The 25,064-nt window shown below is 44.6% G+C and carries 27 protein-coding genes; 13 read left to right on the top strand and 14 right to left on the bottom strand.

Going from position 1 to position 25,064, the window contains the following annotated elements; translation table 11 throughout:
• Positions 1-35: 35 nt before the first annotated feature.
• From GN277_RS32290 to GN277_RS00480, 3 genes are read left to right on the top strand one after another with little or no spacing between them, the layout of a single operon-like run.
• Positions 36-326, top strand: coding sequence for a hypothetical protein (locus GN277_RS32290; protein WP_330587005.1), 291 nt, complete (start codon positions 36-38; stop codon positions 324-326).
• Positions 310-495 carry a hypothetical protein gene (locus GN277_RS32285; protein WP_330587004.1) on the top strand — a complete coding sequence of 62 codons (186 nt, stop codon included), beginning with the start codon at positions 310-312 and terminating at the stop codon, positions 493-495. The genes GN277_RS32290 and GN277_RS32285 overlap by 17 nt, the downstream gene beginning before the upstream one ends.
• Positions 464-1,594: a glycerate kinase family protein gene (locus GN277_RS00480; protein ID WP_159748954.1), complete on the top strand. Its 1,131-nt coding sequence runs from the start codon at positions 464-466 to the stop codon at positions 1,592-1,594. Before GN277_RS32285 ends, GN277_RS00480 begins: the two co-directional genes overlap by 32 nt.
• Here GN277_RS00480 and GN277_RS00475 read toward each other — a convergent pair.
• Complete coding sequence (locus GN277_RS00475; protein WP_204162682.1) at positions 1,589-2,020, bottom strand: hypothetical protein; 432 nt, start codon at positions 2,018-2,020, stop codon at positions 1,589-1,591. The two genes, GN277_RS00480 and GN277_RS00475, sit on opposite strands and share 6 nt — an antisense overlap.
• Positions 2,017-2,439, bottom strand: coding sequence for a DUF2871 domain-containing protein (locus GN277_RS00470; RefSeq protein ID WP_159748952.1), 423 nt, complete (start codon positions 2,437-2,439; stop codon positions 2,017-2,019). Before GN277_RS00470 ends, GN277_RS00475 begins: the two co-directional genes overlap by 4 nt.
• 177 nt (positions 2,440-2,616) lie before the next feature.
• Here GN277_RS00470 and GN277_RS31950 point away from each other — a divergent pair, with 177 nt between their 5' ends.
• A complete protein-coding gene (locus GN277_RS31950; protein ID WP_159748950.1) occupies positions 2,617-4,056 on the top strand; it encodes a DDE-type integrase/transposase/recombinase in 1,440 nt (479 codons plus the stop codon).
• A 40-nt stretch (positions 4,057-4,096) separates the two neighbouring features.
• Here GN277_RS31950 and GN277_RS00460 read toward each other — a convergent pair whose 3' ends face one another.
• From GN277_RS00460 to GN277_RS00450, 3 genes are all read right to left on the bottom strand, one after another.
• Complete coding sequence (locus GN277_RS00460; protein ID WP_159748948.1) at positions 4,097-4,258, bottom strand: hypothetical protein; 162 nt, start codon at positions 4,256-4,258, stop codon at positions 4,097-4,099.
• 137 nt (positions 4,259-4,395) lie between these two features.
• Complete coding sequence (locus GN277_RS00455; protein WP_244324531.1) at positions 4,396-5,466, bottom strand: WYL domain-containing protein; 1,071 nt, start codon at positions 5,464-5,466, stop codon at positions 4,396-4,398.
• A 23-nt stretch (positions 5,467-5,489) separates the two neighbouring features.
• Positions 5,490-6,743, bottom strand: a complete 1,254-nt coding sequence (locus tag GN277_RS00450) for a WYL domain-containing protein (protein WP_159748946.1) — start codon at positions 6,741-6,743, stop codon at positions 5,490-5,492.
• A gap of 160 nt (positions 6,744-6,903) precedes the next feature.
• Here GN277_RS00450 and GN277_RS00445 point away from each other — a divergent pair, with 160 nt between their 5' ends.
• From GN277_RS00445 to GN277_RS00435, 3 genes are all read left to right on the top strand, one after another.
• Positions 6,904-8,136, top strand: a complete 1,233-nt coding sequence (locus tag GN277_RS00445) for an RtcB family protein (RefSeq protein ID WP_159748944.1) — start codon at positions 6,904-6,906, stop codon at positions 8,134-8,136.
• A 373-nt stretch (positions 8,137-8,509) separates the two neighbouring features.
• Positions 8,510-8,671, top strand: a complete 162-nt coding sequence (locus GN277_RS00440; RefSeq protein ID WP_159748942.1) for a hypothetical protein — start codon at positions 8,510-8,512, stop codon at positions 8,669-8,671.
• Between the two features lie 132 nt (positions 8,672-8,803).
• Entirely contained in the window at positions 8,804-9,907 is a 1,104-nt protein-coding gene (locus tag GN277_RS00435; RefSeq protein WP_159748940.1) for a slipin family protein, read from the top strand.
• Positions 9,908-9,941: 34 nt separating this feature from the next.
• Here the strand turns inward: GN277_RS00435 and GN277_RS00430 are convergent, their stop codons facing one another.
• Positions 9,942-10,802, bottom strand: coding sequence for a DMT family transporter (locus tag GN277_RS00430; protein WP_159748939.1), 861 nt, complete (start codon positions 10,800-10,802; stop codon positions 9,942-9,944).
• Positions 10,803-11,033: 231 nt separating this feature from the next.
• Between GN277_RS00430 and GN277_RS00425 the strand changes: the two genes are divergently transcribed.
• The 5 genes from GN277_RS00425 to GN277_RS00405 all read left to right on the top strand — a co-directional run bounded on the left by GN277_RS00425 (position 11,034) and on the right by GN277_RS00405 (position 16,214).
• Complete coding sequence (locus GN277_RS00425) at positions 11,034-11,486, top strand: helix-turn-helix transcriptional regulator (RefSeq protein ID WP_159748937.1); 453 nt, start codon at positions 11,034-11,036, stop codon at positions 11,484-11,486.
• A gap of 246 nt (positions 11,487-11,732) precedes the next feature.
• Complete coding sequence (locus GN277_RS00420; RefSeq protein WP_159748935.1) at positions 11,733-12,689, top strand: hypothetical protein; 957 nt, start codon at positions 11,733-11,735, stop codon at positions 12,687-12,689.
• A gap of 152 nt (positions 12,690-12,841) precedes the next feature.
• On the top strand, positions 12,842-13,936 hold the full coding sequence (locus GN277_RS00415; RefSeq protein ID WP_159748933.1) for a DUF3810 domain-containing protein: 1,095 nt from the start codon (positions 12,842-12,844) through the stop codon (positions 13,934-13,936).
• 27 nt (positions 13,937-13,963) lie between these two features.
• Positions 13,964-14,602 (top strand): DUF1847 domain-containing protein, encoded by a 639-nt coding sequence (locus GN277_RS00410; protein WP_159748931.1) that lies wholly within the window; start codon positions 13,964-13,966, stop codon positions 14,600-14,602.
• A gap of 28 nt (positions 14,603-14,630) precedes the next feature.
• Positions 14,631-16,214, top strand: a complete 1,584-nt coding sequence (locus GN277_RS00405; RefSeq protein ID WP_159748929.1) for an ATP-binding protein — start codon at positions 14,631-14,633, stop codon at positions 16,212-16,214.
• A gap of 55 nt (positions 16,215-16,269) precedes the next feature.
• Here GN277_RS00405 and GN277_RS00400 read toward each other — a convergent pair whose 3' ends face one another.
• The gene (locus GN277_RS00400; protein ID WP_159748927.1) at positions 16,270-18,462 is read right to left on the bottom strand and encodes a DNA topoisomerase III; all 2,193 of its coding nucleotides are present in this window, start codon (positions 18,460-18,462) and stop codon (positions 16,270-16,272) included.
• A gap of 162 nt (positions 18,463-18,624) precedes the next feature.
• Here GN277_RS00400 and GN277_RS00395 point away from each other — a divergent pair, with 162 nt between their 5' ends.
• Positions 18,625-19,680 carry a DUF6033 family protein gene (locus GN277_RS00395; protein WP_159748925.1) on the top strand — a complete coding sequence of 352 codons (1,056 nt, stop codon included), beginning with the start codon at positions 18,625-18,627 and terminating at the stop codon, positions 19,678-19,680.
• Positions 19,681-19,793: 113 nt separating this feature from the next.
• Here GN277_RS00395 and GN277_RS00390 read toward each other — a convergent pair whose 3' ends face one another.
• The 7 genes from GN277_RS00390 to GN277_RS00360 form a co-directional block, all read right to left on the bottom strand.
• The gene (locus tag GN277_RS00390; RefSeq protein ID WP_159748923.1) at positions 19,794-20,015 is read right to left on the bottom strand and encodes a carbon storage regulator; all 222 of its coding nucleotides are present in this window, start codon (positions 20,013-20,015) and stop codon (positions 19,794-19,796) included.
• Positions 20,016-20,019: 4 nt separating this feature from the next.
• Positions 20,020-20,463: a flagellar assembly protein FliW gene (gene fliW / locus GN277_RS00385; protein WP_159748921.1), complete on the bottom strand. Its 444-nt coding sequence runs from the start codon at positions 20,461-20,463 to the stop codon at positions 20,020-20,022.
• A gap of 144 nt (positions 20,464-20,607) precedes the next feature.
• Entirely contained in the window at positions 20,608-21,213 is a 606-nt protein-coding gene (locus GN277_RS00380; RefSeq protein ID WP_159748919.1) for a DUF6470 family protein, read from the bottom strand.
• A 38-nt stretch (positions 21,214-21,251) separates the two neighbouring features.
• Positions 21,252-22,310, bottom strand: coding sequence for a flagellin N-terminal helical domain-containing protein (locus tag GN277_RS00375; RefSeq protein WP_159748917.1), 1,059 nt, complete (start codon positions 22,308-22,310; stop codon positions 21,252-21,254).
• A gap of 13 nt (positions 22,311-22,323) precedes the next feature.
• Positions 22,324-24,003, bottom strand: a complete 1,680-nt coding sequence (gene flgK / locus GN277_RS00370) for a flagellar hook-associated protein FlgK (RefSeq protein ID WP_159748915.1) — start codon at positions 24,001-24,003, stop codon at positions 22,324-22,326.
• Between the two features lie 186 nt (positions 24,004-24,189).
• Entirely contained in the window at positions 24,190-24,663 is a 474-nt protein-coding gene (gene flgN / locus GN277_RS00365) for a flagellar export chaperone FlgN (RefSeq protein ID WP_159748913.1), read from the bottom strand.
• A 15-nt stretch (positions 24,664-24,678) separates the two neighbouring features.
• Positions 24,679-24,981, bottom strand: coding sequence for a flagellar biosynthesis anti-sigma factor FlgM (locus GN277_RS00360; protein ID WP_159748911.1), 303 nt, complete (start codon positions 24,979-24,981; stop codon positions 24,679-24,681).
• Positions 24,982-25,064: the final 83 nt, after the last annotated feature.

Here is a 25,064-nt window from a genome sequence, read left to right as displayed (position 1 = left end):
CAGAGACTTATGAAGCGCTGAAAATCTATATTGATTTGAATTTTGATGGGCTAAAGGAAGCGATTGCTATCATGATTGGAAATGGAAGATGTCTTATTGATTCTACAACATTCCAGAATGATATGACAACATTTAAAACAAGGGATGATGTACTTACCCTTCTGGTACACCTGGGTTATCTTACTTATGACAGGAAAACAAGTGAGGTCTTTATCCCGAATCAGGAGATAGAGCAGGAGTTCATGCGCGCAATGAAAGTTGGGGGATGGGAGGGAATCATCCAATCGCTGAATGGTTCTGCCAGACTTCTTGAGCAGGCAGATTAAGGATAAGGAATATGCGTCATGGATTGAAGGGTATACAGGGGATATTCTGTTAGTTGGGATTCATTATGACAGAAAAACGAAAGTACATGAATGTATGATTAAAAATATAGTATTTAATTACATGGAGGCAGCAGCATATGAAGGTGGTTATTGCAATAGATTCATTTAAAGGATGCATGAATTCCATGGAGGCCGGAAATGCGGCGAAAGCCGGAATTCTTAAAGTCTGTGATGCGCAGATAAGTGTAAAGCCTTTGGCAGACGGCGGAGAAGGGACCACGGAGGCTTTGGTGGAGGGAATGGGCGGCGAGTACGTTTTCGTGGAGGTTACGGGGCCTCTGGGAACGAAGAGAAGGGCAAGATATGGAATTCTCGGAGATGGAAGGACGGCTGTGATGGAGATGGCGGAGGCGGCGGGAATTATTTTACTGAAACCAGAAGAATTGAACCCATCAAGGGCAACGACTTATGGTGTCGGTGAGATGATTATGGATGCCGTTAAACGTGGATGCCGTGAGTTCATTATCGGCATTGGCGGAAGCGCCACAAGCGAGGGCGGAGTGGGGATGCTTCAGGCATTGGGGTATGAGTTCAAGACGCAGGACGGCAATCCTATTAGAAGGGGGCTTCAGGATTTGGACTGCATTATGGCTATTTCCAAAGAAAATGTACCAAAAGTGTTAAAGGAGTGTCACTTTAGGGTAGCTTGTGACGTGACAAATCCTTTATGCGGTGAGAATGGGGCTGTCTATGTGTATGGTCCCCAGAAGGGCGTCAAAGAGGAGGAAAAGCCAATCTTTGATGGGATGATGGCGCATTATGCGGATAAGACCCAGGAATACAAGGGCGTGGATTATCGGATGGCAGAAGGAGCAGGCGCGGCGGGCGGTCTGGGTTTTGCCTTCTTAAGCTACCTTCCGAATGTGGAATTGAAGTCAGGAATTGATATTGTCCTTGAGGCAGTCGGACTTGAGCAGGAGATAAGGGATGCGGATATTGTCATTACCGGCGAGGGGAGGCTGGATTCCCAGACAGCTATGGGAAAGGCTCCTGTGGGTGTGGCCCGTCTTGCAAAGAAGTACGGGGCAAAGGTGCTTGCATTTGCCGGAGGTGTAACGAAGGATGCCGGAGAATGTAATGAGGCAGGTATTGATGCATTTTTCCCCATTGTGAGAGGCGTCACTACGCTGGCAGAAGCGATGGAGCCGGAAAATGCAAGGGAGAATATGGCCTTATCTGTAGAACAGGTTTTCAGGGCAATATTATGAAGGGGTGCGGATAAACATAATCCAGAACAATATACCTGCAAGCGTCAGCGCACAGCCAAGGCCAGTGTAAAACACAGCAATGAATATATCCGGAACCAGACCAGAGTAGCGAAGCCAGATACCGCCACTCATCATAACCGCCATGATTATATAAGATTTTAGATCAAAAAAATACCATATTGGGCGGTAGATTTCTGAATAATTGCGGATTCGTCGGGTATGCTTGAGGGCCATCTTGAAAAACATGAATCCAAAGGCACAGAAAACCACAGCAGATAGCAGAATATTTATGGCTGTAATCTGATGAAGCCCCAGATAAGACAGGATGCCCAATCGGGCCACATTGAACCCCGCAATTAGCCAAACGCACCCTGCAGTAGCAAGGAGGGTGCGCTTTTTAACATGGAAAATAGATGCTTTGTTCATGATTTTGCCTCCGGTTCCACTTTTTTAAGAGAGAGAATCAACAGTATCATACCAACGCCGGTCAGAATATGTCCAATACCTGCAATTCCGGAGATGGAAGCAGAAGCACCGGCAGACAGTGAAAGGCCGAGTACTTGTGTGACTCCTCGTACGGCCAGCATAAGGGCGGTAAGAGGCACTCCCATATTGTAGACCCACATGAATGTCCGGAAGGTTTTGATTTCCTCAAGGTGATAACGGGCCGCAAACAGGGCGGTTAGAAGAAAGATGACCATCCCTAGCAGGAACAGATGAGTATGTACCTTGCCAAGAGCAGTAGCCTCTGTGTAATTGTTGAACTTCGTGAATTCTCTGTAAAACACGCCGCCTGCCATGGCTGCGATTGCGTAGATGAGAGAAATATTGAGATACTTTTTCATTTTGTACACCTCTTGTTTAGAAAGGTATTGTAAAGTATTACAATCCTATTTTTCTTAAAAACCTCATGTTTTCAGGGAATTTTTAGCTTTTTACAACTAAAAAAGCAATGATCCCCTATTTTCGTGTATAATGTAAGCACCACACTCAACAAAATACGAAAGGTAAATCATTGCTTTATGGATAACATTATACTATATTTACTTAAAATCATTCAAGAACAATATCAGCAAATTTGCTGGCTCATTCTTTTTATTTGCAGATACATTCCTCTTAAGCAGTGGGCTCACGATGAACTCCACAGCCCTAAATACCAAAAGTTCCTCACGGATAAACTTCCTGTCATCAAACCATTCATCAAACAGGACTGGCAACTCTGGAACGGATACTACCTCCTCCGCTATGGCAAAGCCGTAAAACCTGTCAAACCCCAGAAAGGCAAACCCCGTAACGTTCCGACTGATACCGCCTGCCCTCTCTGCGGCGCCCCTCATGACTATATCTATGACAACTCTGGCGGCCGCGGACAGTTTAAGTGCAAGATCTGCGGGCAAACCTTTGTCAACGGTGAAAAAGTAACATCCCCGTTCAAACTACAGTGCCCTTATTGCGGGCATGCCCTAAAGCCTGTCAAAGACCGGAAACATTTCCGTATCCATAAGTGTGTCAACGACAGCTGTCCTTACTACCGGCGGAATCTCACAAAGCTTCCTAAAGGGCTTCCGCAATCCGAATACTGGAAATATAAACTACGTTATCTTTACCGCGAGTTTTCTGTAAACTTTTTTGATATGGAACTAAACCAGCTCCCAAAGTGGGCAACCTCCTTCAGATATAAGAAAAACAACGCCTATATCATGGGGCTGTGCCTTACCTACCGGGTAAACTTAAAACTCTCTCTCCGGCAGACCGTACAGGCCCTTAAAGAAATCCATGGTATTGACATTTCACATACCATGGTCAACAATTATGCCAAAACAGCCGCTGTCATCATCCGTCCCTTTGTAGATTCCTATGACTACAATCCTTCCAACGAACTTGCTGCTGATGAAACCTACATCAAAATCAAAGGTATAAAAGCATATGTCTGGCTCATCATGGACAAAGTAACTCGCTCCATCCTCGGCTATCAGGTCTCAACTTCAAGAGATGTCGGCCCCTGTATTCTTACCATGCGCATGGCATTTGATAAATTTAAGGAATTCCCTGACAGAACCCTGAAATTCATTGCTGACGGATACAGCGCGTATCCGCTTGCCGCCCAGCAGTTCAAGATTGAAAAAGGCTGGGACGTATTCATCACGCAGGTGATCGGCCTTACCAATGACGACGAAGTATCCAAAAAATTCCGGCCATTCAAACAGGTGATCGAACGCTTGAACCGTACATTCAGGGAATCTTATCGTGTCACCTGCGGTTACGGTACGGATGGCGGTGCAATACACAGCGTTTCTCTCTGGGTCGCTTACTATAACTTCCTGCGTCCTCATGAGAAATCCGGCGGCAGGGAACCGCTGAATAAAGTGGAACTGCTGGAAGGCGCTGGGAATATGCCCGGCAAATGGCAACTCCTGATCTATCTGGGCCAACAGGAACTCTTAAAGCAGCAACAGGGCTAAGCCCACATCTGTTCTTAGATTCCGAGCCAGAGGTAATTACCTAGCCATCCCGAAGGGACCTGCCCTTGATGGCACGCCAAAACAATGCTACAATGCTGTGAATCAGACGGAGAAACTGGTATCTGTTCTTGAGTTCTTCGCCGTCGGTAAGACGTTCAGAGCATTGTTTTGGTGTGCCGTCAAGGGTGGCGGACACTGCCAAAATCTATCGTATCTACAATTATCAAAGTTCTAATGGAGCCTATTTTTTTGACTCCAGTTTTTCATAGGCTACTTTACACTACCTTTAGAAATTTTTTCAATATGATTATTGTTTATTATAGCCTTTGGGAGATGGTTTTACAATAGGCTGCGGCAATTCAGAAGCCGCTGTTTTTTTAGCCGTGATCTAAGGCTCTCCAGGAACTTCTCACTCCCAATCACCGTAAGCATAGGCCCAAAGGATATGACTTCAATCAGCAGTTCCGTTTCCATACTCTGGTTATAATAGATGAGACATTCATAAGTGTTCTCATCTATTTTTGTAGTGTTTTTCTCGTAATTAGCGAAATGCAGCATGGCCCGTTCAAGGGCATTTCTCTTGTTGACAATATGCAGTATGAGAGGCTCCTTGTAATAAGAATTCCGAATCAGTGAATTCAAATCAATATTGGAGGAGAGGGTTTTATCCGTAAGTTGTACACTCTGGATGCGGGCAATATTCAGTATATCCAGCCTCATGCGGCCGTTTCCAGTATTTTTGAGGGCAAGAAGGCGGAACTTATCGTTTTTTACAGAATACTCAAGCCTGGCAGGAACATAGTGATGGTGAACCCGCGTACCTGCAGGGGAGGTATAATCTAGGTCAACATACTGACGTTGCTTTTGCGCCTTAAGCAGAGTGCGGAAATTACGGCGGTATTTCTCAGCCGCCGCAGCCTGGTCTGGAGGCATTGCTGTATTTGCCGATATTGTTTGGCTTAGATGCATTGATGTATCAGCCGCCGCATCCCGCGGTGATAATGCAGGATAAGGGTCGCCGTCTGTAAAACGATCGTAGTACCAGAATTGCTCCTGACGCCAGAGTGGTTTCACGTCAGAAAGCATTTCATCAAGTGTATCAAGCTGCTCCTGCTCAAGAAACAGCCCAATACGAGGGTCGGATAACAATGCCTTAAGGTAAGATTTTTCTAGGGCAGAAAGCGGGACGTCAAAGGAGGAGGAAAGCTTGGAGAGATAGAGCTCGCCCTCCCTGTCAAACAGATTCCATGCGCCGCTTTCCAGCTTAGGAATGATAGAAATCATGCTTTCTGCGAAGCCTTCGCTGCCAATCCGGTTACAGATTTCCTGTATGGTCATGGTATTTTGGCAGCACAGGAGATGCCGTAATACTTGATAATAGCAACTGTATATTTCCGAAAATAATTCCATATACGAACTCCTTCTCTGATATATCAAAGCTTACTTATGTCCTGGGGTATCTCATACATTTCATACATAGCCTGCAAGTCCCGATAAAATCGTTGTTCTACGGATTTCGAGGTACAGGTAAGACTTAGGATTCTTCCGATAAATGTGCGAACCCAGGGAAGCATCTCGTTGCAGTCAAAGACTTCAATCTCATACTGATAGACATTCCGCGCAATTCTAATCACAGAGCCGCCTCTGCCTTCCCGCTTCAGGCGTTCAACAATATAATTTTCAGTTGGCTCAAAAACCTGAACGGTCATGGTCAGCTTGTCCAGACGGCGTCCATTTTCCCCCTGAAAAGAGACGCCCCATAGCTTTGACCGGTTCTGCTTCAGTTTGTTAAGTAAATCGTCATATTCTAAAGAGGAATCCAAAGGCGTAATACTTTTGATGGAATCCAGGCGGAAACAGGAAAATCTTTGCCTTCTGTGCATATAACCGCACAGATAACGGCGGCCGGTTCTGGCGCTTATCAAGATCTGCAAAGGCACACAGGCAGAAGCAGCGCTATTCCCATTTTTAGAGCTCTTTAATTCAAGCCGTATCCGCAGCCTTTGGTTCATGGCGTCAAGAAGCTTTAAAAGGATTTCATCCTCCAGTGTATGTACGCAGAAGCTATGTTTTACACGAAAGGTCTGATTCTCGCAATCCAGTTGCTCTGTCAGTTCATTCCCGATGATTCCAAAAACCTCCGACATCTGGTAGAAGGAAAGGGCGTCCAGCATATTTTCGTTGGATTTAAGCCACTGAACCAGTGTAAGCGAGAGAGAGAATACTACCGCCTTTCCATCCTTTCGCTTTTCCAGTAAGCCCTCTTTTGCATAAGCATTACATTTTCGGCGAACGGTCTGGATATCAAACAGAGCCTCGTATTTTGTGAGAAGGAGGTCTGTGATTGCCTCCGCTGTCAGTGGGAGTCCTTCTTGCAAAAGGTCCAGAATCAGAAAATGCAGTACAATATCATTGTCGGTAAAGCTCTTTGTCTTCCATACCCGAAACAGGGGATTCGTATCCAGAAGGCTGCTGTCGATGGCCAGGGAAATGTTTGAACCGCCTGACACATGGTCTTTACGGACATAGGGACTAAGCCAGCTCTCAAGACGTCTTCGCTCATTGTCATAGGTGCGGGGACTTTTATTCTTGAATTCATTGCGGGTCTTGAATCCATAGACAAAAAAGTCACGGACATATTCTCTTGTCTTGGGGAAGCTTTTTACCAATTCCTGAAACTCGGACATGACTTTAATCCTCCTTGGGTTTACCTTAGTGGCAAGTATACCATATATATTTAGATTGTGGAATACGTTGGCAAATGCTTTTCACAGTTCGCAACTTTTTTTAAATGATATTTTGGTAAATGTTGGATATAATACAGTCATCAGAAAGGGAGGGAACGATATGTTTGTAATCTGTAATGAAAATACAAGATTTCCTATAAAAATATGGTTGGAGCAGGAGAGTCAGTTGGAGGAATCCTGTCTTAAGCAGGCATATCACCTTGCAATGCTTCCGTTTTTACATAAGTGGGTCTGCCTGATGCCGGATACCCATACAGGAAAAGGGATGCCAATAGGCGGGGTAATCGCGGCGAAGGATGTGATTATTCCGAATGCAGTAGGCGTAGACATTGGCTGCGGGATGGCTTATATCCCGACCAATATTCGTGTGGAGGATATTCGTGAGGTTCAGACCGGAAACGGTACGATAATACAGGCAATGATTGGAAATATTATGCGTTCGATTCCGCTGAATACAGAACGTTACAGAGAACCTCAGGAGTCACAGGTGCTTGACCGTACAAAACAGGAGATGGAGAAGTATGAGAAAAACGCAGAACTTCTGCCGTTGCTTGAGGACGGATATTTCCAGGTGGGAAGCTTAGGAGGCGGGAATCATTTCATAGAACTGCAGGAGGATGAAGAAGGGACGCTTAGCATTATGCTTCATTCCGGCAGCCGCCATCTTGGAAAGGAAATCTGCGATTATTTCCACAAGAAGGCAAGGGAACTGAACCAGAGGTGGTACAGTGAAGTAAAAGAGGAATACCATCTGTCTTTTCTGCCGGTTCAGTCAGAGGAGGGGCAGCAGTATATCAACTGGATGAAACTGGCAATGGACTATGCGTTTGAGAATCGGGCGCGTATGCTTCATAAGACCTGCGCTATTGTGAAAGAAACGATTGAAAAGCATACAGGGCAGACGGTAGAATTCGGAGAAGAAATCAACTGTCATCACAATTATGCGGCTCTGGAGAAGCATTACGGCGAAAATGTCTGGGTGCACAGAAAAGGCGCTACCAGAGCACGTAAGGGAGAGCTGGCGGTGATTCCTGGGGCAATGGGCTCATACAGTTATGTAGTGGAAGGAAAAGGCAATCCCTTATCTTTTTGTACCTCCTCACATGGGGCAGGAAGAAACTACTCAAGGTCAGGGGCAAGAAAAGAGTTCAGTGTGGAAAATGTCATGGTGGACTTAAAGGAGAAGGGGGTTGTCCTTGGGAAGCGCAAGAAAAATGATGTGGCAGAAGAATGTAGGTTTGCCTATAAGGATATTGACCAGGTCATGGCGCAGCAAATAGATTTGGTTACACCGGTTAGAAAATTAAAGACGGTGGGCGTCGTGAAGGGATAGGGAAATAATTTATGATGTCAGGGTATTGGGAGTCACTCTCTGCCCGACGGTGCCTGCAGCGTGCTGTCAGGTATACTATAAATATTTCATATAAACTTAACTTAAGGTTAAGGAGAATGTGCTGTCGAGGGTTCAAACCCCTCCCGTGATAAACGGTAGCTCAGAGGTAGAGCACACATTGAAAATGGTAAAGACTTTTTAAGTCTGCGGTTCGACTCCGCGCTCAACAAAAATACTTTTATCCCAAGTTCATGCTTATGAGCAAATCGGCCTGCAGCCTGTAAGCCTGCCATATATTGTAAATGGGATAACTGCGGCATCGCTGAAGTGCTCCAGGGGCACTTGGTAAGGCGCATGCCCCAGGGATCGGAATATGCAGCCGGAAAGAGAGAACAACAGCCTGCGAAGGATATTTTCCTCCAGTAAGGAGACGGGCAAAAAGCCTGTTACCACCTTGCAGGAAAAAGGATATTTACTCGCCGGCTTGTCCTTCTCTCGGACCGCCTGGCTGACCCAGGCTTCCGCGGCAGACTGATGAACGAGGGATAGAAGTATACCCAAGGGCACACCGTAAAGCATACCCTTCGGGTGGGTGGACTTCGTCCATTAATGTATACATTATATGAATTACGGCGTATTACAATTTAGCATGAAGGAGGAATGTGATATGAAGTATATGCTTAAGGATAATCAGGCAGGATTTGTGTTAAAGGATGGAGTGTTTCAGAAAATGATTACATCCGGTACATATCATTTTTCTAAAATGATGGGTTACAGTGTTGAGATAGAAGAAATGTCCGGTGAGGTTGATTATATGGAAGTTCCGTACCAGGTATTGTCGGGGGATACTGCGTTTTTAAACGCGACCCTGCATGGGGAGATTCCCGACGACTCTGTGGGCTTTATTTACATAAATGGGAAATTAACGTCATTTGCCAACCGGAAAGAGTATACGTTCTGGAATGTATTTGACAAGTATGAGATAAAGATTGTGTCCATGGAGGAGACGGAGATTGGAGGAGACGTCACAAAGCAGATGCTTTCCCTGATTCCGAAGAAGCTTTATACAGAGATGTCAGTAGGAGAAGGGGAGACAGGGCTTGTGTATTACAATAACGTACTCCAAAAGTCGGTTGGGAGGGGAGTGTACCGTTTCTGGAATTATTCCCGAAGCGTGACATACCGCGTATTCGACATGAGACAGCAGGAGTTGGATATTGTGGGGCAGGAGATACTTACCAGAGATAAGATTGGCATTCGGATGAATGTGTCCTGTATGTACAAGCTTCGGGACGCCGTAGAGTTTGCCGCAACGATTTCAGAGCTTAAAAGACCACTTTACTCGGCGGTACAGTTGGTGATTCGTGAGATTGTGGGGAAGTATAAACTGGATGAGATATTGGAGGCAAAAGAGCAGATTTCTAAGGAAATCTATACTGCGTTAAAGGCGCGGGAGACGATGTTCTGTGTGAATTTCCTGACTTCGGGAATCAAGGATATTATACTGCCAGGGGAGATACGGCAGATTATGAATTCTGTCCTTGTGGCGGAGAAGTCTGCCCAGGCAAATGTAATCTCTCGTAGGGAGGAGGTTGCCTCTACCCGTTCGCTGCTTAACACAGCGAAGCTGATGGATGAGAACAAGACTCTGTATAAGCTGAAAGAGCTTGAGTATCTGGAGAGAATCTGCGAGAAGGTGGGGGAGATATCTGTGAACGGAAATAGGGGCATTGTGGAGCAGTTGGGAAGGATGATTGGGACGACGGCTTGATATTCTACAACTTTTTTGTATATGCCTATTGGAATTATTTCGCTTTCAGCGATGAATACATCGCAACACCCAAGATAACAGCCCCTCCTACCAGCTCACGTATGGTCGGAATCTCCCCAAGGAACAGCAGCGCATAGACAATTCCATAGACGGTTTCCATTCCTGATACGATTCCTGCGGTCTGAGCTTTCACGCTTTTCTGGGCGGACACATACAGGGAATGTGCAAATGCCGTACATATGAAGCCAACAAAGGCAACTCCGGCAATGTCCTGCGCTCTCCATGTGGTTTCCACCAGAAACAGGGCCGGAAGAAGTACCACGGCAGCAGACCCCTGTTCGTAAAGGCAGATGGTTCGGGCGGCGTATCGGGCTGAAAAATAACGGTTTGCCAGTGTCAGAATCGCATAAGTAAGGCTGCAAATCATACCCCAGATAATACCGATTGTAGTGTCGTTTGCCATAGAGAATTCCGGTATGGTAATCAACACTCCGATAAACAGGATGATTGCGCTGAAAATACTCTGCCGGCGTATCTTTTCATGAAATATAATTGGCTCTAAAAATGTCAGGAACAGGGGAAACGTGGAGAAGGTAATCGTCCCGATTGCTACCGTTGACACCTGAATTGACTGGAAAAATGTGGTCCAGTGGGCAGCCATGACTGCGCCTGTGAGGATAATCAGTAATACATCTCTTTTTGAGTCAAGCCTCAGCCTGTCCTTTTTTACGAGCGCGATTATGAGCAGAAGCGCGGAAGAACAGATGACCCGACCCAGAGCGACCATGACGGCGGATACTTCTACAAACTGTGCGACAACGCCTGCCAACCCGAAAAGCATGACGGCGATATGTAAGTATAAGATATTTTTGTTAAAATGCGTTTGTGTGTCCATTGTTCTGGTTTTCTCCTTTTATGTGTGTTCGACAAGTATATTATAGAGAAAGAGAGGAAAAAGTCAATATTTTCGGATTACATCTATGCTAATCTATTTAATTCTGTGGCTGTTTAGTTTGTAGAATCAGATAAAAGTTAAGAAAACGCGCAAAACTGCAAAATAAAAGCGGTGGTATTTTCCCCAACTACATTTTATACTTGTCTTACAACAAAAAGGAGGGAGAACCACATGAGCTTAGGAAACAGTTTATTTCATGCGCGGAAAAAATGCGGACTTTCACAGGAGGAAGTGGCAGAGAGGTTAGGCGTGAGCCGTCAGACCGTTTCTAAATGGGAGACAGACGAGACGCTTCCTGACATACGCCAGTCCAAAAAGATGGCGGTATTGTATAACCTGTCTCTGGACGAACTGATTGATTTTGATCTTGACGTAAGGGAGATACAGCAGGCAATCGAACGGACGAGCGAGGAGGTGGAGGAAAAAATCGACTGGACCAGCGCATGGGGGAAGAAGTATCCAATCCTGCTCACCTACCAGAAGGAGGTCAATACCCCTAACTATGCGGTACGTTTGGGCGCAATGATAGACGAATTAAGAGCAGAGTACGGGTATTCGGAAATGGATGCGTTTCTGGTATTAAAGGATATTTTGGCGAAGGTGTGGAAGGAGGGGAAAAAATAGGTTCTTGAGAAATGCAGTTGGTTTGGTTAGCCGGCTGTATTTCTTTTATCCTTTAAGGCAGCTATAATTCGTTAAAAATTTTAAATTGCGTTATCATGCTGTGTCTGCCCGTCGATATATTATATATGCATGATATACTATGTTTGATTTAGAGGAAGAAGGCAAATGCGAAGCATTTAAAGAATCCTTCCGACTATATGCCGCCGAACGAAGGATAGGGGGCGATACAAAAAGGAGGTCGTAACTATGAGTCAATGTACCTGTTCATACTCTACGGGGTGTCAGCCGATAACTCCCTGGATGGATAAGATTACTTCCGCACAGATGGAACAGATTAGAAAGAATTTTTCATCTATGAAGCCGATGAATGATAAACCTTTCGCACTCCCAGAAGGTATCCCTGCGGCGCCCGTAAAGCCGTCTCCTGTGGTGATAGAATTAGGAAATGTGGCACCATTTCGCACAGGGTATGCCAGAATAGATAATGCGATTACAGATGCTTTAAGAGGTAAGAGCCAGGAATTGAAAGACAGTGTCTATGATATTATCAGGAGTGATTTCCTGCCGAATAATGTCCATGGTGTTGAGGAGACAGACCGCTTGGCGCGAATTAGTTTAGGAGTTGAGAAAGCAGAGTATCTTGCAAACCAATTCATAGATGAAGCTTCGAGAGACTCCTTCATGGAGGCAATGAAATCTATCGCCAGAATTGGTATGGAAGGCAAGAGGGTGGGCTCCTGTAAGATGGAATACCAGGTAAAGCATGTAATCGGTCTGGATGGGAATGGTTACGTGCATGAGGACAGCAGGGGTGAGATTAATTATGCTATGGAAAAGTATTCTCCTGAGACTTATGCCGAGTACAAGAAGCTGCTTAATTCCTCCGGTGAGGACACGATGGAGTCGGCCATGTTTTCAATTCGGTGGGGGCTTAAGAATTTTGAACTGGTTGCCGCAGGCAGACCAGGGTATCAGAAGTATAAAGATGAGCAGTATGAGAAATTGTATCAGGTAAAGCTGGACCGTACATTTTCCGGTTCAGATACCAGCAGTAAAGAGAAGTTTCTGACGTCAATCAAGGAGAAGCTTGAGGCCAACAGGAATCTTCAGCTTGACTTTTTTATGAATCAGATTGCACAGATGACAAAGGCGCCTGGCGGGTATCTGGTGAGCAGAAGGATGGTTTTGTCGGGTCGGGCTTAATATTTGAATAATAAGTAGGAAATAAAAGGCAGTGATTGGAATCCCCCTCTTTCTTGACAAGAAGGAGGGGGATTGTTAGACTAATATCATAGAACATGATTCGGCAGACGTAATCGCAGTAGGAAGAATCAAGAAGGATAGCAGAATGTGATATGGCGGAAGAAGGTAGAGTTTCTAAAAAAAATCATATAAAATTGTTTATAAGCGTAGTTCTCTGGAGTATTGCCTTGGTTTTAAGTATTGCGGCCAGATTTTTAAATGGATTTGCCCAATGGTACAGCACGCATATCTACCCTCTGTGGGTGGGAAGCGTGGGGCGTATGATGGGGTATATTCCATTTTCCATGTCGGAAATGCTATTGTATCTCCTGCTTATAGGCACTGTCGTATGGATTGTGGGAAGGGTTATAGGAAAAATCGCAGGAGGCGGCCTGTACAGCAGATTTATGAATCTGTTTCTGCTGGCGGGAGGCTTGTGTTTTCTCTATGTGGTAAATTGCGGCATTAATTATCATCGGCAGTCGTTTTCGGACAGCTCAGGAATCCAGATAGCAGAATATTCCTCAGAAGAATTGGAGGATGTGTGTATCTGGCTTACCAGTGAGCTATCCGAATTAAGCGGCAGAGTCGAACGGGATGAGAAGGGAGGAATGGCTCTGGAATTTCCGGCAGAGGAGTATGCGGTGAAGGCGATGAAGAAGCTGGCCTTGGAGTATCCAGAGCTTACGGGATATTTCCCCAGGCCGAAAGAACTGGTGAATTCATGTATTCTTTCGGTTCAGAATTTAACAGGAGTCTATTCTCCGTTTACGATTGAGGCAAATTTTAACGGTGATGTTCAGGACTATGTGATTCCCTTCACAGCCTGCCATGAATTGTCCCATCTGCGGGGATTTATGCAAGAGCAGGAGGCAAATTTTATCGCATTTCTGGCGTGCAGCAGGTCGGGGGAGGATGCGTTTGCGTACAGCGGCTATCTGTCTGGGTGGATACAGTGCATGAATGTGCTGTATAAGACGGACTACGACGTATGGAGTGAGGTGCGAAGCCTTTTGCCGGAGGAGGCGGAGGCTGACCTTAAGCTTAACCGAGAGTTTTGGGCCAAATACGACGGCACGATCGCGGAAGTTTCCAATAAGGTCAATGATACATATTTGAAGGCGAATGGACAGAAGGAGGGGGTCAAGAGCTATAATCGTATGGTGGATTTGATTGTCTCTTATTATAATAGTGAGATGTTAAAGTGACGGCCAAACAGGCAGAAGGAGGAAAAAATGAGTAATGAAGCATTAGTAAAAGAGAGGTCATGTATTGACTGCGCTGTGAAGAACTGCGATAAGATGGATAAGTCTTATCCGGAGTTTTGCCTGACTACGAATCTGAATCAAGAGGTGTACCGTGAGGCAATGGCGTGTTATGACGAGGAGGAAAACCATAAGACGATGGTTGCCGCGGCAAAGGTGGAGTATGAGCATTATTGCCAGTATACGAGAGTGGAGGAGATTATGGCATTTGCCCGTGAGATTGGGGCGAAGAAGATTGGAATCGCAACCTGTGTCGGACTTTTAAAGGAGAGCCGCACACTGGCAGCTATAATGAGGGCCCATGGGTTCGAGGTGTTTGGGATTGCGTGTAAGGCAGGCGCTACGCCTAAGAGTTCTGTCGGGATTCCGGAAGAATGTAACGGAATCGGGCTTAATATGTGCAATCCAATCCTGCAGGCAAAGATGCTGAACCATGCGAAAACAGACCTTAACGTGGTAGTCGGTCTGTGTGTAGGACATGACAGTTTGTTCTATAAGTATTCAGAGGCTTTGACCACGACGGCTGTGACGAAGGATCGGGTACTTGGGCATAATCCGGCAGCAGCATTGTATACGGCGGATTCATATTATAAGAAGCTTATGGAGTAAGAATTTTTCGACAGGCGGTGATAACAATATGGGAGGGAGAAGGAAATTTAATATAACAGGGCTTTGTGTTCCGCGTAAGCATTATATGGTTGATATCAGTACGAAGCTTGATCAGATTATTGAACAATACATTAAAAATGAGGAATATTTTACAATAAACAGAGCAAGACAATATGGAAAAACGACACTCCTTGAACTTCTGTATCAACGTCTGAAAGAGGATTACATTGTAATAGATATAAGCTTTGAAGGTAAGGAGGATTATTTCAGAACATTAGACACTTTAACGCAAGGGCTTTTCTTTGAATTTCAAAAATCTTTGAAAAGGGCGGCGCATCCCGATTTGGCGCAGATTTTTGAAGAATCCGGTAAAGATATTCTTCCGCTGCGTAATCTCGGAGAACGTATTTCCCTACTTTGTGAACGGGCAGAAAAGAAAGTAATTTTAATGGTAGATGAAGTGGATAAGGCGGCTGATTATCAGATGTTTCTGTCGTTTCTTGGATTACTCAGGGATAAATATATGATGTACCAAAAGGGGAGAGAAGAAGCTTTCAGTAGTGTTATTCTGGCGGGAGTGCATGATATCAAAAATCTTAAAATAAAAATACGTCCAGAGGAGGATACAAGTTATAACAGCCCATGGAATATTTCGGCAAATTTCTCGGTGGATATGAGCTTTTCACCAGAGGAAATAGAAACTATGCTTTTGCAATATGAGAAAGACTGTCATACTGGAATGGACATTTCCAGTATGTCGGAATTATTATATGCATATACGAAGGGGTATCCATTTTTGGTTAGCTGTCTGTGTAAGTATATTGATGAGACTCCCCTGCCATGGACAGAAGACGGACTTGGGATGGCAGTAAAGATTTTGCTTGGGAGACAAAATACTCTGTTTGATGATATTATCAAAAATTTGGAAAGATATCAGGGCTTTAAAGATGTAGTGGAAGGTATCCTTCTTAAGGGCGCGGATGTATCTTTTGTCGCTTCTAATCCAGACGTTGCCAGAGGCGAGATGTATGGAATTCTAAAAAATGAACACGGACATGCGAAAGTGGCTAATCAGATATTCGAGTCATATATCTATGAATATTTTGTATCTATCCATAGTATAAAGAACCTTATGATTTCCCAATATTCGGATAAATCATTGTATATTGTGGATGGACGGCTGTGTATGGAAACTGTTCTGCAGAGATTTTCTGCGTTTATGAAGGCAGAATACAGAGATGAGGACGGCGGATTTATCGAACAGCATGGAAGATTGCTATTCCTAAGTTTTCTCCGCTCAATTATTAATGGGACGGGACATTACGTTGTTGAAGCTGAAACTCGATGCAATACAAGAATGGATATTGTTGTGTTTTATGGGACGCAGGAATTTATAATTGAGTTAAAAATCTGGCGGGGAGAGAAATACGAAAAGGATGGATATGAACAATTAGCAGGATATCTGAGAGCGCGAGGTATAAAGAAAGGATATCTTTTGAGCTTTTGTGATAATAAAAAATCACCCCGCGAGAGTCGTCGGCTGAATTATAAAGGCTGTGAGATATATGAGGTTGTGGTGGCATATAGAGATGTGCCCCTGGATACACAATAACAGGTCTGCGGGGAGATGTAATGACCTCATTTCCCCCACAGGCCCAAAAGTCTTGCTATTGTAACTTGATTCCCGACAACGCGTCGGCAAACGCTGTATTAACGGCTTCTTGCTTCTGATTTTTCATATATTTCTGTACATCCTTCTTGGTGACTCCCGCCCCTTCTTTTTCCCTTCGTGCCTTGAAGGCCGACAGCTTTTCCTTGTAACCGCAGGCACAGACAAAGGTTTCAGAGTCCCCCTTCTTGATTAACTCCATCTTTTTATGGCAATTCGGGCAGCGGGCATTGCTCAGACGAGCCACGGTTTCTCGGTATCCACATTCCCGATCCTGACATACCAGAAGGCGCGCGTTCTTCCCATTGACAGATAGCATCCGCTTGCCGCAGCGGGGACATTTAGTGTTGGTCAGGTTATCGTGCCGGAATGAGCCTTCTGCTGAACGAATCTCATCTATTAATGCATTGGTGTATCCTTGAAGCTCTTTAAGAAATTCAGCCTCTTTATGTTTGCCTTTTGCGATATCGGCAAGCTGCATCTCCCATTTTGCAGTAAGCTCTGGCTTTTTCAAATCTTCGGGAACTAACGTAAGAAGCTGTTTCCCTTTAGAGGTAATGAGAATCTCATTGCCCTTCTTCTCAATGAGAAATGAATGAAATAGCTTCTCAATGATATCGGCCCGTGTAGCAACCGTCCCCAAGCCGCCGGTTTCTCCAAGTGTCTTTCTTGCCTTCGCGTCATCAGATTCCATATAGCGTACAGGATTCTCCATAGCTGTCAGCAGGGTTGCCTCGGTAAATCTTGCCGGAGGCTTCGTCTTGCCGGTCTGAATGGAACTGGTGGAAATCGGCAAGATTTCGCCTTTTTTCAGAGACGGGAGGGATTGGTCTGCCGTCTGAAATGTGGTTTCCTCCTCGTCCTCGTTGTCCTCAAAATTGTCTGCCTCGTAAACCGTCTTCCATCCAGGGATGAGAACTCGTTTTCCTCTTGCAATAAAGCATTGACCGGAGGCAGCTCCCTTCAGTGTGGTCTGCTCATATTCAAATGCAGGATAGAGGACGCTGATGAAACGGCGCACCACCAGGTCGTAGATTTTGCGTTCTTCGTTGCTGAGATGCTCAAGAAGGGCAGACTCCTCGGTTGGAATAATGGCGTGATGGTCGCTGACCTTCTTATCATCTACGAATGATTTGCTTGCTTTGATTGGCATTTTCAAAAGCTGTGGAATGAATTTCTTATAGGGTCCGGTGTTGCAGGCTTTCAGACGCTCCTTTATTGTTGGGACGATGTCTGTTCCGATATAGCGGGAATCTGTACGTGGGTAGGTGAGTACCTTGTGGTTTTCATATAAGCGCTGCATAATGTTCAAGGTTTCTTTGGCAGAGAAGCCGAAACGCCGGTTTGCGTCTCTCTGTAATTCTGTCAGGTCATATAGTGCGGGAGAAAAGGTTTTTTTCGCAGTTTTCTGAACCTCTGTAACGGTAAGGGTTTGCCCCTTGAGGGCTGTTTGCAAATCTGCAATAAAGGACTTCTGGAAGGAACGGGTACTTCCGTTTTTCGCCTGTTGCCATGACCATTTTACGTTTCCGGCGGTGCAGGTAAGCCCGTAATATTCCTGTGGCTGAAAGGCTCGGATTTCCTCCTCACGCCTTGCGATTATGGCAAGGGTAGGGGTCTGAACACGTCCACAGGAGAGCTGTGCATTATATTTGCAGGTCAGGGCGCGGGTAGCGTTGATTCCCACCAGCCAGTCTGCCTCGGCGCGGCTTCTTGCTGCGTGGTATAGGTCAAGGTATTCCCGCCCGTCCTTTAGATGGGAGAAGCCTTCTCGGATTGCCTTGTCAGTGACAGAAGAAATCCAGAGTCTTTTAACAGGCTTCTGGCAGTTGGACTTTTCTAAAATCCAGCGGGCAACCAGTTCTCCTTCCCTTCCGGCGTCTGTGGCAATGATGATGTCGCTGATATCCTTGCGGAACAGTTGGGACTTGACGTTGTAGTATTGCTTTGACGTCTGTTTGATTACAATAAGCTCCCATTTCTTTGGAATCATGGGCAGGTAGGACATATTCCATTCTTTGAATTTTTTATCGTATTCTTCTGGGTCTGCCAATGTGACGAGATGGCCTAATGCCCATGTGACAACGTATTGATTTCCTTCGATTGCGCCGGAGAGATTCTTGCGGCAGTTCAGAACGCGGGCAATATCACGGGCAACAGAAGGCTTTTCGGCTAATATTAATGATTTCATTTTCTTGAAAACTCCTTACTTATATGCTTTCTCAAACATAGCGGATTTGAGACGGTTTGTCAACATAAAAACAGAGTTTTTAGCCTATTATGAAAGCAAGGTTTTCATCCGATATTATAAATATAGCATGAGAGTATTTGGAAAAAGAAAAGAGGGATATCAATGAAAGTAAGGAACAGAAGCGTTTATTCAGATTCCCAGATTGCACTTCTTAAGATGGATTCCCAGAAGGATGTTGAAAATAATACGTCAGCTAGCCAGTCAGATGCAGCATCTATGATGAAGTATTTGAAGCAGACATATAAGAATATTTATTTTAGCGTGATATCATTTGAGAACCATCAGCAGATTTCGCAGTATGGGGCGGGACAGACAGGAATGAACAATGTAGCCATCTCTGAAAAGCTGCTTGAGAAGATGAGCACTGACGAGAACCTGCGTCAGCATGTAGAGAATATTTTGAATCATCTGGATCAATACCAGAAGTCTGCCAATGTGGAAGCCCTGCTTAAGAACAAGGAATTGGTGGGCATGGGGCTCGTAATCGGTGAGGATGGGCAGGTGTCGAAGTGGACGGCAATGAAGAAGAAGGATGAAAGCACTCAGCCTACCTGGTGGCGAGAGCAGAAGTCTACTTCCTTCTATGCCAATAAGAAGAGTCCGAAGGTCAGCTCTTACAGTTATTCCCATACATCGAGTATGATGCGGCTTGCAAGTGCAAGGAATGTAACGTCTGTGAAGGGGTTGATTGCCGCGAAGTATGGGGAGATACAGCGAGTGAAGACACAAGTATCAGATTCGGCGGAGGCGGCGAGAATTGTGCGGAAGATTAAGTCTGTAATCCAGAGCGGCAATATCAAGATTGCAAGACTTCACAAGGAGGAGAATCTTCAGCTCCGGCAGAAATCAGCAGAGAGGAAGATGAAGGAGAAGTTGGCACTCCAGTTGGCACAGGAATTGAAGCGCAAGCAGAGGGCAAGGATGGGGTTAGAACAATGCCAGACATCGACAGCGCATATGGATGATGTAATGCCGAATTCTGCCATGAGTGATGAGCAATTTAGGCAGATGGCAGAACAGTATGTAGATTCACTTTCATCAACAGCTTTGTCTTCCGAGGTAGCGTCATTGCTGGGAAGTGGGGCTGCAGGCGGAGTGAGTGTAGAAGTGATGTCGGCGCCCGTAACGTCAGTGGAATTTATTGATTGTTCGGCATAGACACAGGATTGTATAAGTGATCTTCTGGGATAGAATCATTAGAAGATACATGGTATGGAATTAAAGACAGGACTTGGAGGAAAATACTTTATTTTTCTTCCAAGTCCTGTTTTTTACCTTTTCTTTAGAATCTCCTCCAAAACTTGACGGGAGGCAGTTGCAGAAGCTTTCTGGTTTTCTGCGGCGGCTTCCTTTAATTCCGTTCGGAGAATGGGAATTTCCTTAGGCGCATCAATGGCAAGCTTCACCCAATCAGTTCCGGCGTCAACAACAGTCAGTGTGATATTGTGATTAATGGAGAGGGCTTGTCCTTTCCGGCGTTGCAGTATAAGCATAACATTAATCCTCCTTTTGGGTCATATCACCGAGCGTATGTCGGAAGGTGTATTCCGGCTGGTCTAAAATGACCTGCTTTGCCTTACGATTCAATGCGTTGACAACGAGGGGAGCTTTTAAATTCACTGTGGATTCCGCAACAGAATCACGAATTACGCTGATTACGTAATAGGAAATATCTTCGGCAGAGTCTGCGCCCAATTCGCGAAGATCCTGTATCGACAGGGTTGGGGCATAGTCTGGGAAGATTCCGAAAGGATTCATCAGTATAAAAGAAAGTTTCTCGTCATCCAGGCATTGCAGGGAAATCAGGGAATCATCCTCATCCTGGAATGGAATAGGAAGATAATCCGTATGGGATTCAAAGCCAATCAGTCCATTGATAATGTGGATAGAGTCTGAATCTTCATAAGAGACAGAACCAAAATATTTTGCGTTTATATTCAACGTGCGATACCTCCTAAGGATTAAGTATATCCAGAGGGTGGACCTTAATGGACGAAATCCACCAGCACGAAGGGTATGAATTACAGTGTACCCTTTGGGTTTACATTACGGGATATACTTATATGTGAAAAAGTAAGGGCTTTGTTAAGCCCTTACGTCTATTGGTTCATAATTAGGATCAGCGCTCGGCGGTACATAGAGTGGTCCGCCAACATATTCGATGACAACATCAGGATGTTGCGTAATAGACATCTCAATATTGCCTGGGATAAATTCAAAATTGCCGTTTGCCACTTTAAGGTCAAAATTCAATTTATCCATCTCATAATTGATCGTCAAATCAGCAGCTTCATAGTTGATATCTACAGGGGCAGAAGGGGTGAATCCAAGCTGGAATTCTCCGGTAGCAGGAGCTGTTCTCTGCTGCATGATCTGTCCGATTACATCTTGACCGATATCTGCTTTTAACAGAAGCTTTCCTTCCTGTACAAGCTGTGCCGTTGCGCTGTAAGCGGCTTCTTTTCCTGCCTGGGCTGTCTGTGCAACGCTTCTGGCTGTAGTAGGTACAACAGAATTTCTTGCCTCAGTAGCATCCAGATTCAGCTTCACAGGGCGACTCTTGATCGATAGCCCCCCATCGTTACGACTGATTTCCAACTCAGCCTTTGCTCTGGAATATTCCAGACGGGCATTGTTGACCTTCAGCTCATATTGAATGGGAACTGTTGTAATTCTGATGAGTTGATTCATATAAGACTTCCTCCTTTCTCATTCCTATATTTTTTTTATTATCTCATGAAATCGATAAATGACGGTGTCAATATATTGTTTCCTACCTTTAGTGATGCATTGTAAGCGTATTGAGCCCATGAGAAATTCATAATTGCTTCTGCCATATCAACATTGACAACATTATCAATCTGTGTGGCAAGACTAATCTCGTTGGTCTCCAATCTATCTCTGGTAGTAGTCAGGAATTCAGTCTGTGTACCAAGGGTCGTTACAACCTCAAGAACATCGTCGCGTCCTTCGTCAAATTCATTCACAAGTTCACGGTATCTTTCGTAGTTAAAATCCGGCTTTTCTAACTCGTCTGCAATCTTCCCCATCAGAAGAATCATATTCTTAGGGTCTCCATTGTCAAACTCACCGTACCCTACCATATTAATACCTGGAAGGCTGGTATTAAAAGCGCTGGATGAATCTATAGTAGAATCGTCGTTAATATTTAAGCCAAAACCCAAGTCTACGAAAACAGAGTCCTTAGACAGATTTTCCAAACGTTCCTTTGATGCAGCCGGATCGTTATCCTTAAGCGTGCCGTCGTCATTATAGAGAAAACCGGTTGTAACATCAACGTTTCTATAAAACAAAGCCTGATTTCCGGCAGTATCTTTGCCAAGCTTAAACGGAGCTTTCTGTCCATCGCTTCCTGCGAAAACGTATTTTCCTTCATAACTTGCATTCAGGCTCAGCAATATACTTTCCTGTGAACCGCGCCAAGCGTCAGCATAAGTCTCTCTGGTGTCAAGAGAACCGTTGGTTCCGTTTAACGCCTCAAGTCCGTACTGCTTGCTTAACTGCTTCGCAATCGTATTAATCTGCATTGCGGCATCTTCCTGTGAATCTTGGAAAGACTGTACGTCTTTTACCAGGCTCAGATAGTCTTCATTTCTCGCATATTTTCTTTCCAGAACAGAGGCACGCAACGCACTGGCTGGATCTTCAGCAGTAGCGGTAAATTTACGTCTTGTCATTACCTTCACTCTTGCGCTGTCCAGATTTGTAAGGGAAGTTGCAAGATTCGATTTGTAATTTCTTAATATCTGATTCGTAGTAATTCTCATATTATACCTCCTGTTACCTTCCGACTACGCCGGTACCGTTAATCAATTTGTCAAGAGCTTCATCCAACGTCGTTAAAAATCTGGCTGCTGCGCTGTAAGACTGGTTATAGTGGAGCAAATCCATACCTTCTTCATCCAACTGCACACCGGATACGGCATCTCTGGAATTCGCCGTCTCATTGAGAACGGAAATCTGATTGGCCAGCATAGTGTTAGCTGATTTATAATCAATACCAAGGGTTGCCTCAATATTAGCAAAACAATCATGGAAACTTCCCTTATAGAAAGTAATATCTTTTCCGGCAGAGTTCTTAGCGGAAAATGAGATATCTTTTTCCAGCAATTTGACCATGTTAAGGATATTCTCATTGGCTGTGGAACCCGTGTCTTTGTCAACTGTGACGTAATTGTTAGACGGTCGGATACCGTAAGAACCATTCGACCATCCAGTCGCAATCTTAATATTAGCTGCGGTAAATTCCGTAGAACCGTCGCTGGTTTCAAATAATGGATAAGCATAGACTTTGGCATTACCATTAGTTCCATCAAGGAGATCGCCTGTCTTTGGGTCTATGGCATAAATTGGCTTACCGTCTTTATCAAAAGATTCTACAACAGAACCATCTTCGTTAAGAAGATTCGTTGGCTTCCCGTTTTCATCCAACACGACGTTTGCCTCGTTAAATTTTGTGGCAAGGGTATTAACCAGAGAATCCAGAACCTTCTCATAGTAACCAAGTCCCTTAAAATCCGTTCCGTCAAAATCTCCTGACTTATTCAGAAAATCAAGAGTTCCCTTCAAAGTACCGGAACCAAGGACTTCAGTAACGTCTGAGGTTGCGCCCTTTGCCTCAAAAAGAGTCAACTGTACAGGCTGGTTCAATACATCCGCGTCAAACTGACCGTACAAGCCATCTGAAATCAGGGAGTGTTTTACGCCTTCCGTATCTGTAAAGTCTACGTTCAGGATTTCTACATATTGTCCTGGACCTACCTCCTGATTCTTATATTTAACGGAAATCGGAAGATAACTTCCAAGTTCATCCAACAACTGGTTCCGCTGATCCTGTAACTCAAGAGCCGGATTGCCAAGCACCTGACTGTTCTTGATGCTAGTATTCAATTCGGAAATATTCTTAAGCATACTGTTCAGATCTGCAATATCAGTAACTTCAAAACCCATCTGCATATCTTCCCGAACATCCTGAAGTTTGACCGAATTCTCACGGAACAGATTCAAAAGAATCTGCATATTGGAACGTACCATTGTATCATGCTCCTGATTACCTACCTGAGTAGAAAGTGTACTCAGTGAACTGGTGAGGGAGATGAAAGCGGCACGAACGCCATCCATTGTAGCTTCATCAAAGATAGGAGTCAGTTGCTCAAAACCGGCTGCATGTGCATCCGTAGTCCCAAGCTTACTGATCTGTGAACGGTACTGTGCGTCCAGAAAGGGATCGCGTAACTGGGAAATCCCTGTTATTTCGACACCAAAACCAACCTTGATGTTGGATTTGGCGTTGTAAAAGTCACCCTTCTGGGTATTCAGACTGGCAAGGTCAAGACGCTGCTTGGTATATCCAGGGGTATTAATATTGGTAATATTCTGACCGACAACATCCAGAGCACGCTGGCTGGCAGCCATACCGAGCTGTGCGGTGGTGAATCCGGCAAATGTAGAGCGTATCATAACAATTCCTCCTTCTGATCTATATCCGCAAGCCTTATAACGTTTACTCTATCCCAATAATTATACGTGGACTTCGTCCATTAATGTATACCCAAGGGCACACCGTAAAGCATACCCTTCGGGTGGGTGGACTACGTCCAGCAAAGTATAAATTCAGAGATATACGGTATAAGTTTTGCGAGAGTATTAAATGGAACGACTAGTAAAGTGGTTCCGCTTGTTATTATCATCTTTTTTTTGACCTGTAGCAGAATAAGTAGTCTTTCCAGGACCTTCCGCGGCAAGAGCTGACTGGATTACATGGAGATTCACCTCAATAATGTTCCGTGCACTTTCACTTATGGACTGAAAAGTACGAACCCGCTCTCCTAGCTGTTTGAATAAAGGATCCAAAACAGCAGTCGCTTCTTCCGGCGCCTGCTCCAAAATCTGCCGGAATGTATATCCTTTCATACCGAGACGTATCTGTTCCGCCTCCCGCTTCTGCTCCAATCCGCGTAATTGAAGAACAGCAGCCTGCTCCTTATGCATACAATCCTCAACAAACGTAACTCGGTTCTTAATTGCTGCATCAAGCTTCTCCTGTTCTATTGGAATTAAATGATCAAAAAGAGCAATCAACTCTTCTATAATCTTCTTAAAATCTGTAAAATCATTCATCCCTTGTCTATCCTCCTACAGCAACAGCATTCGGGCTGCTATGGCATGGGCATCGACATGATACGTGTTCGAGGTAACCTGATTCTGCAGATTGTGAACCTTATCTGCAGATGCCATATTCTTAATCTCAGAAGACAACTGCCGGGCAAGTGACTTGGCAAACGTATGCTCTTCTATCTGTCTGGGGTCAGACTTTATAATAATAGCATCGAAGTTGTGTTCGTCGTTAGAAACTACAGAAGGAGCAGAATTTTCCTTGGTATGAATACGCATGTCTGTGAAATTGTTGATCACATTATTGTTAGTTGAAATTTTCATACTGGACTCCTTTTTATAAAATTTTGTGACGTTATTATCTTGTTATATTATGAATATCGGCACAACTTCGGGATTCATAACAC

Origin of the sequence: Sporofaciens musculi (assembly GCF_009830285.1) — a bacterium.
Classification (GTDB): Bacteria; Bacillota; Clostridia; order Lachnospirales; family Lachnospiraceae; genus Sporofaciens; species Sporofaciens musculi.
This window is presented reverse-complemented; position numbering and strand designations above follow the sequence as displayed.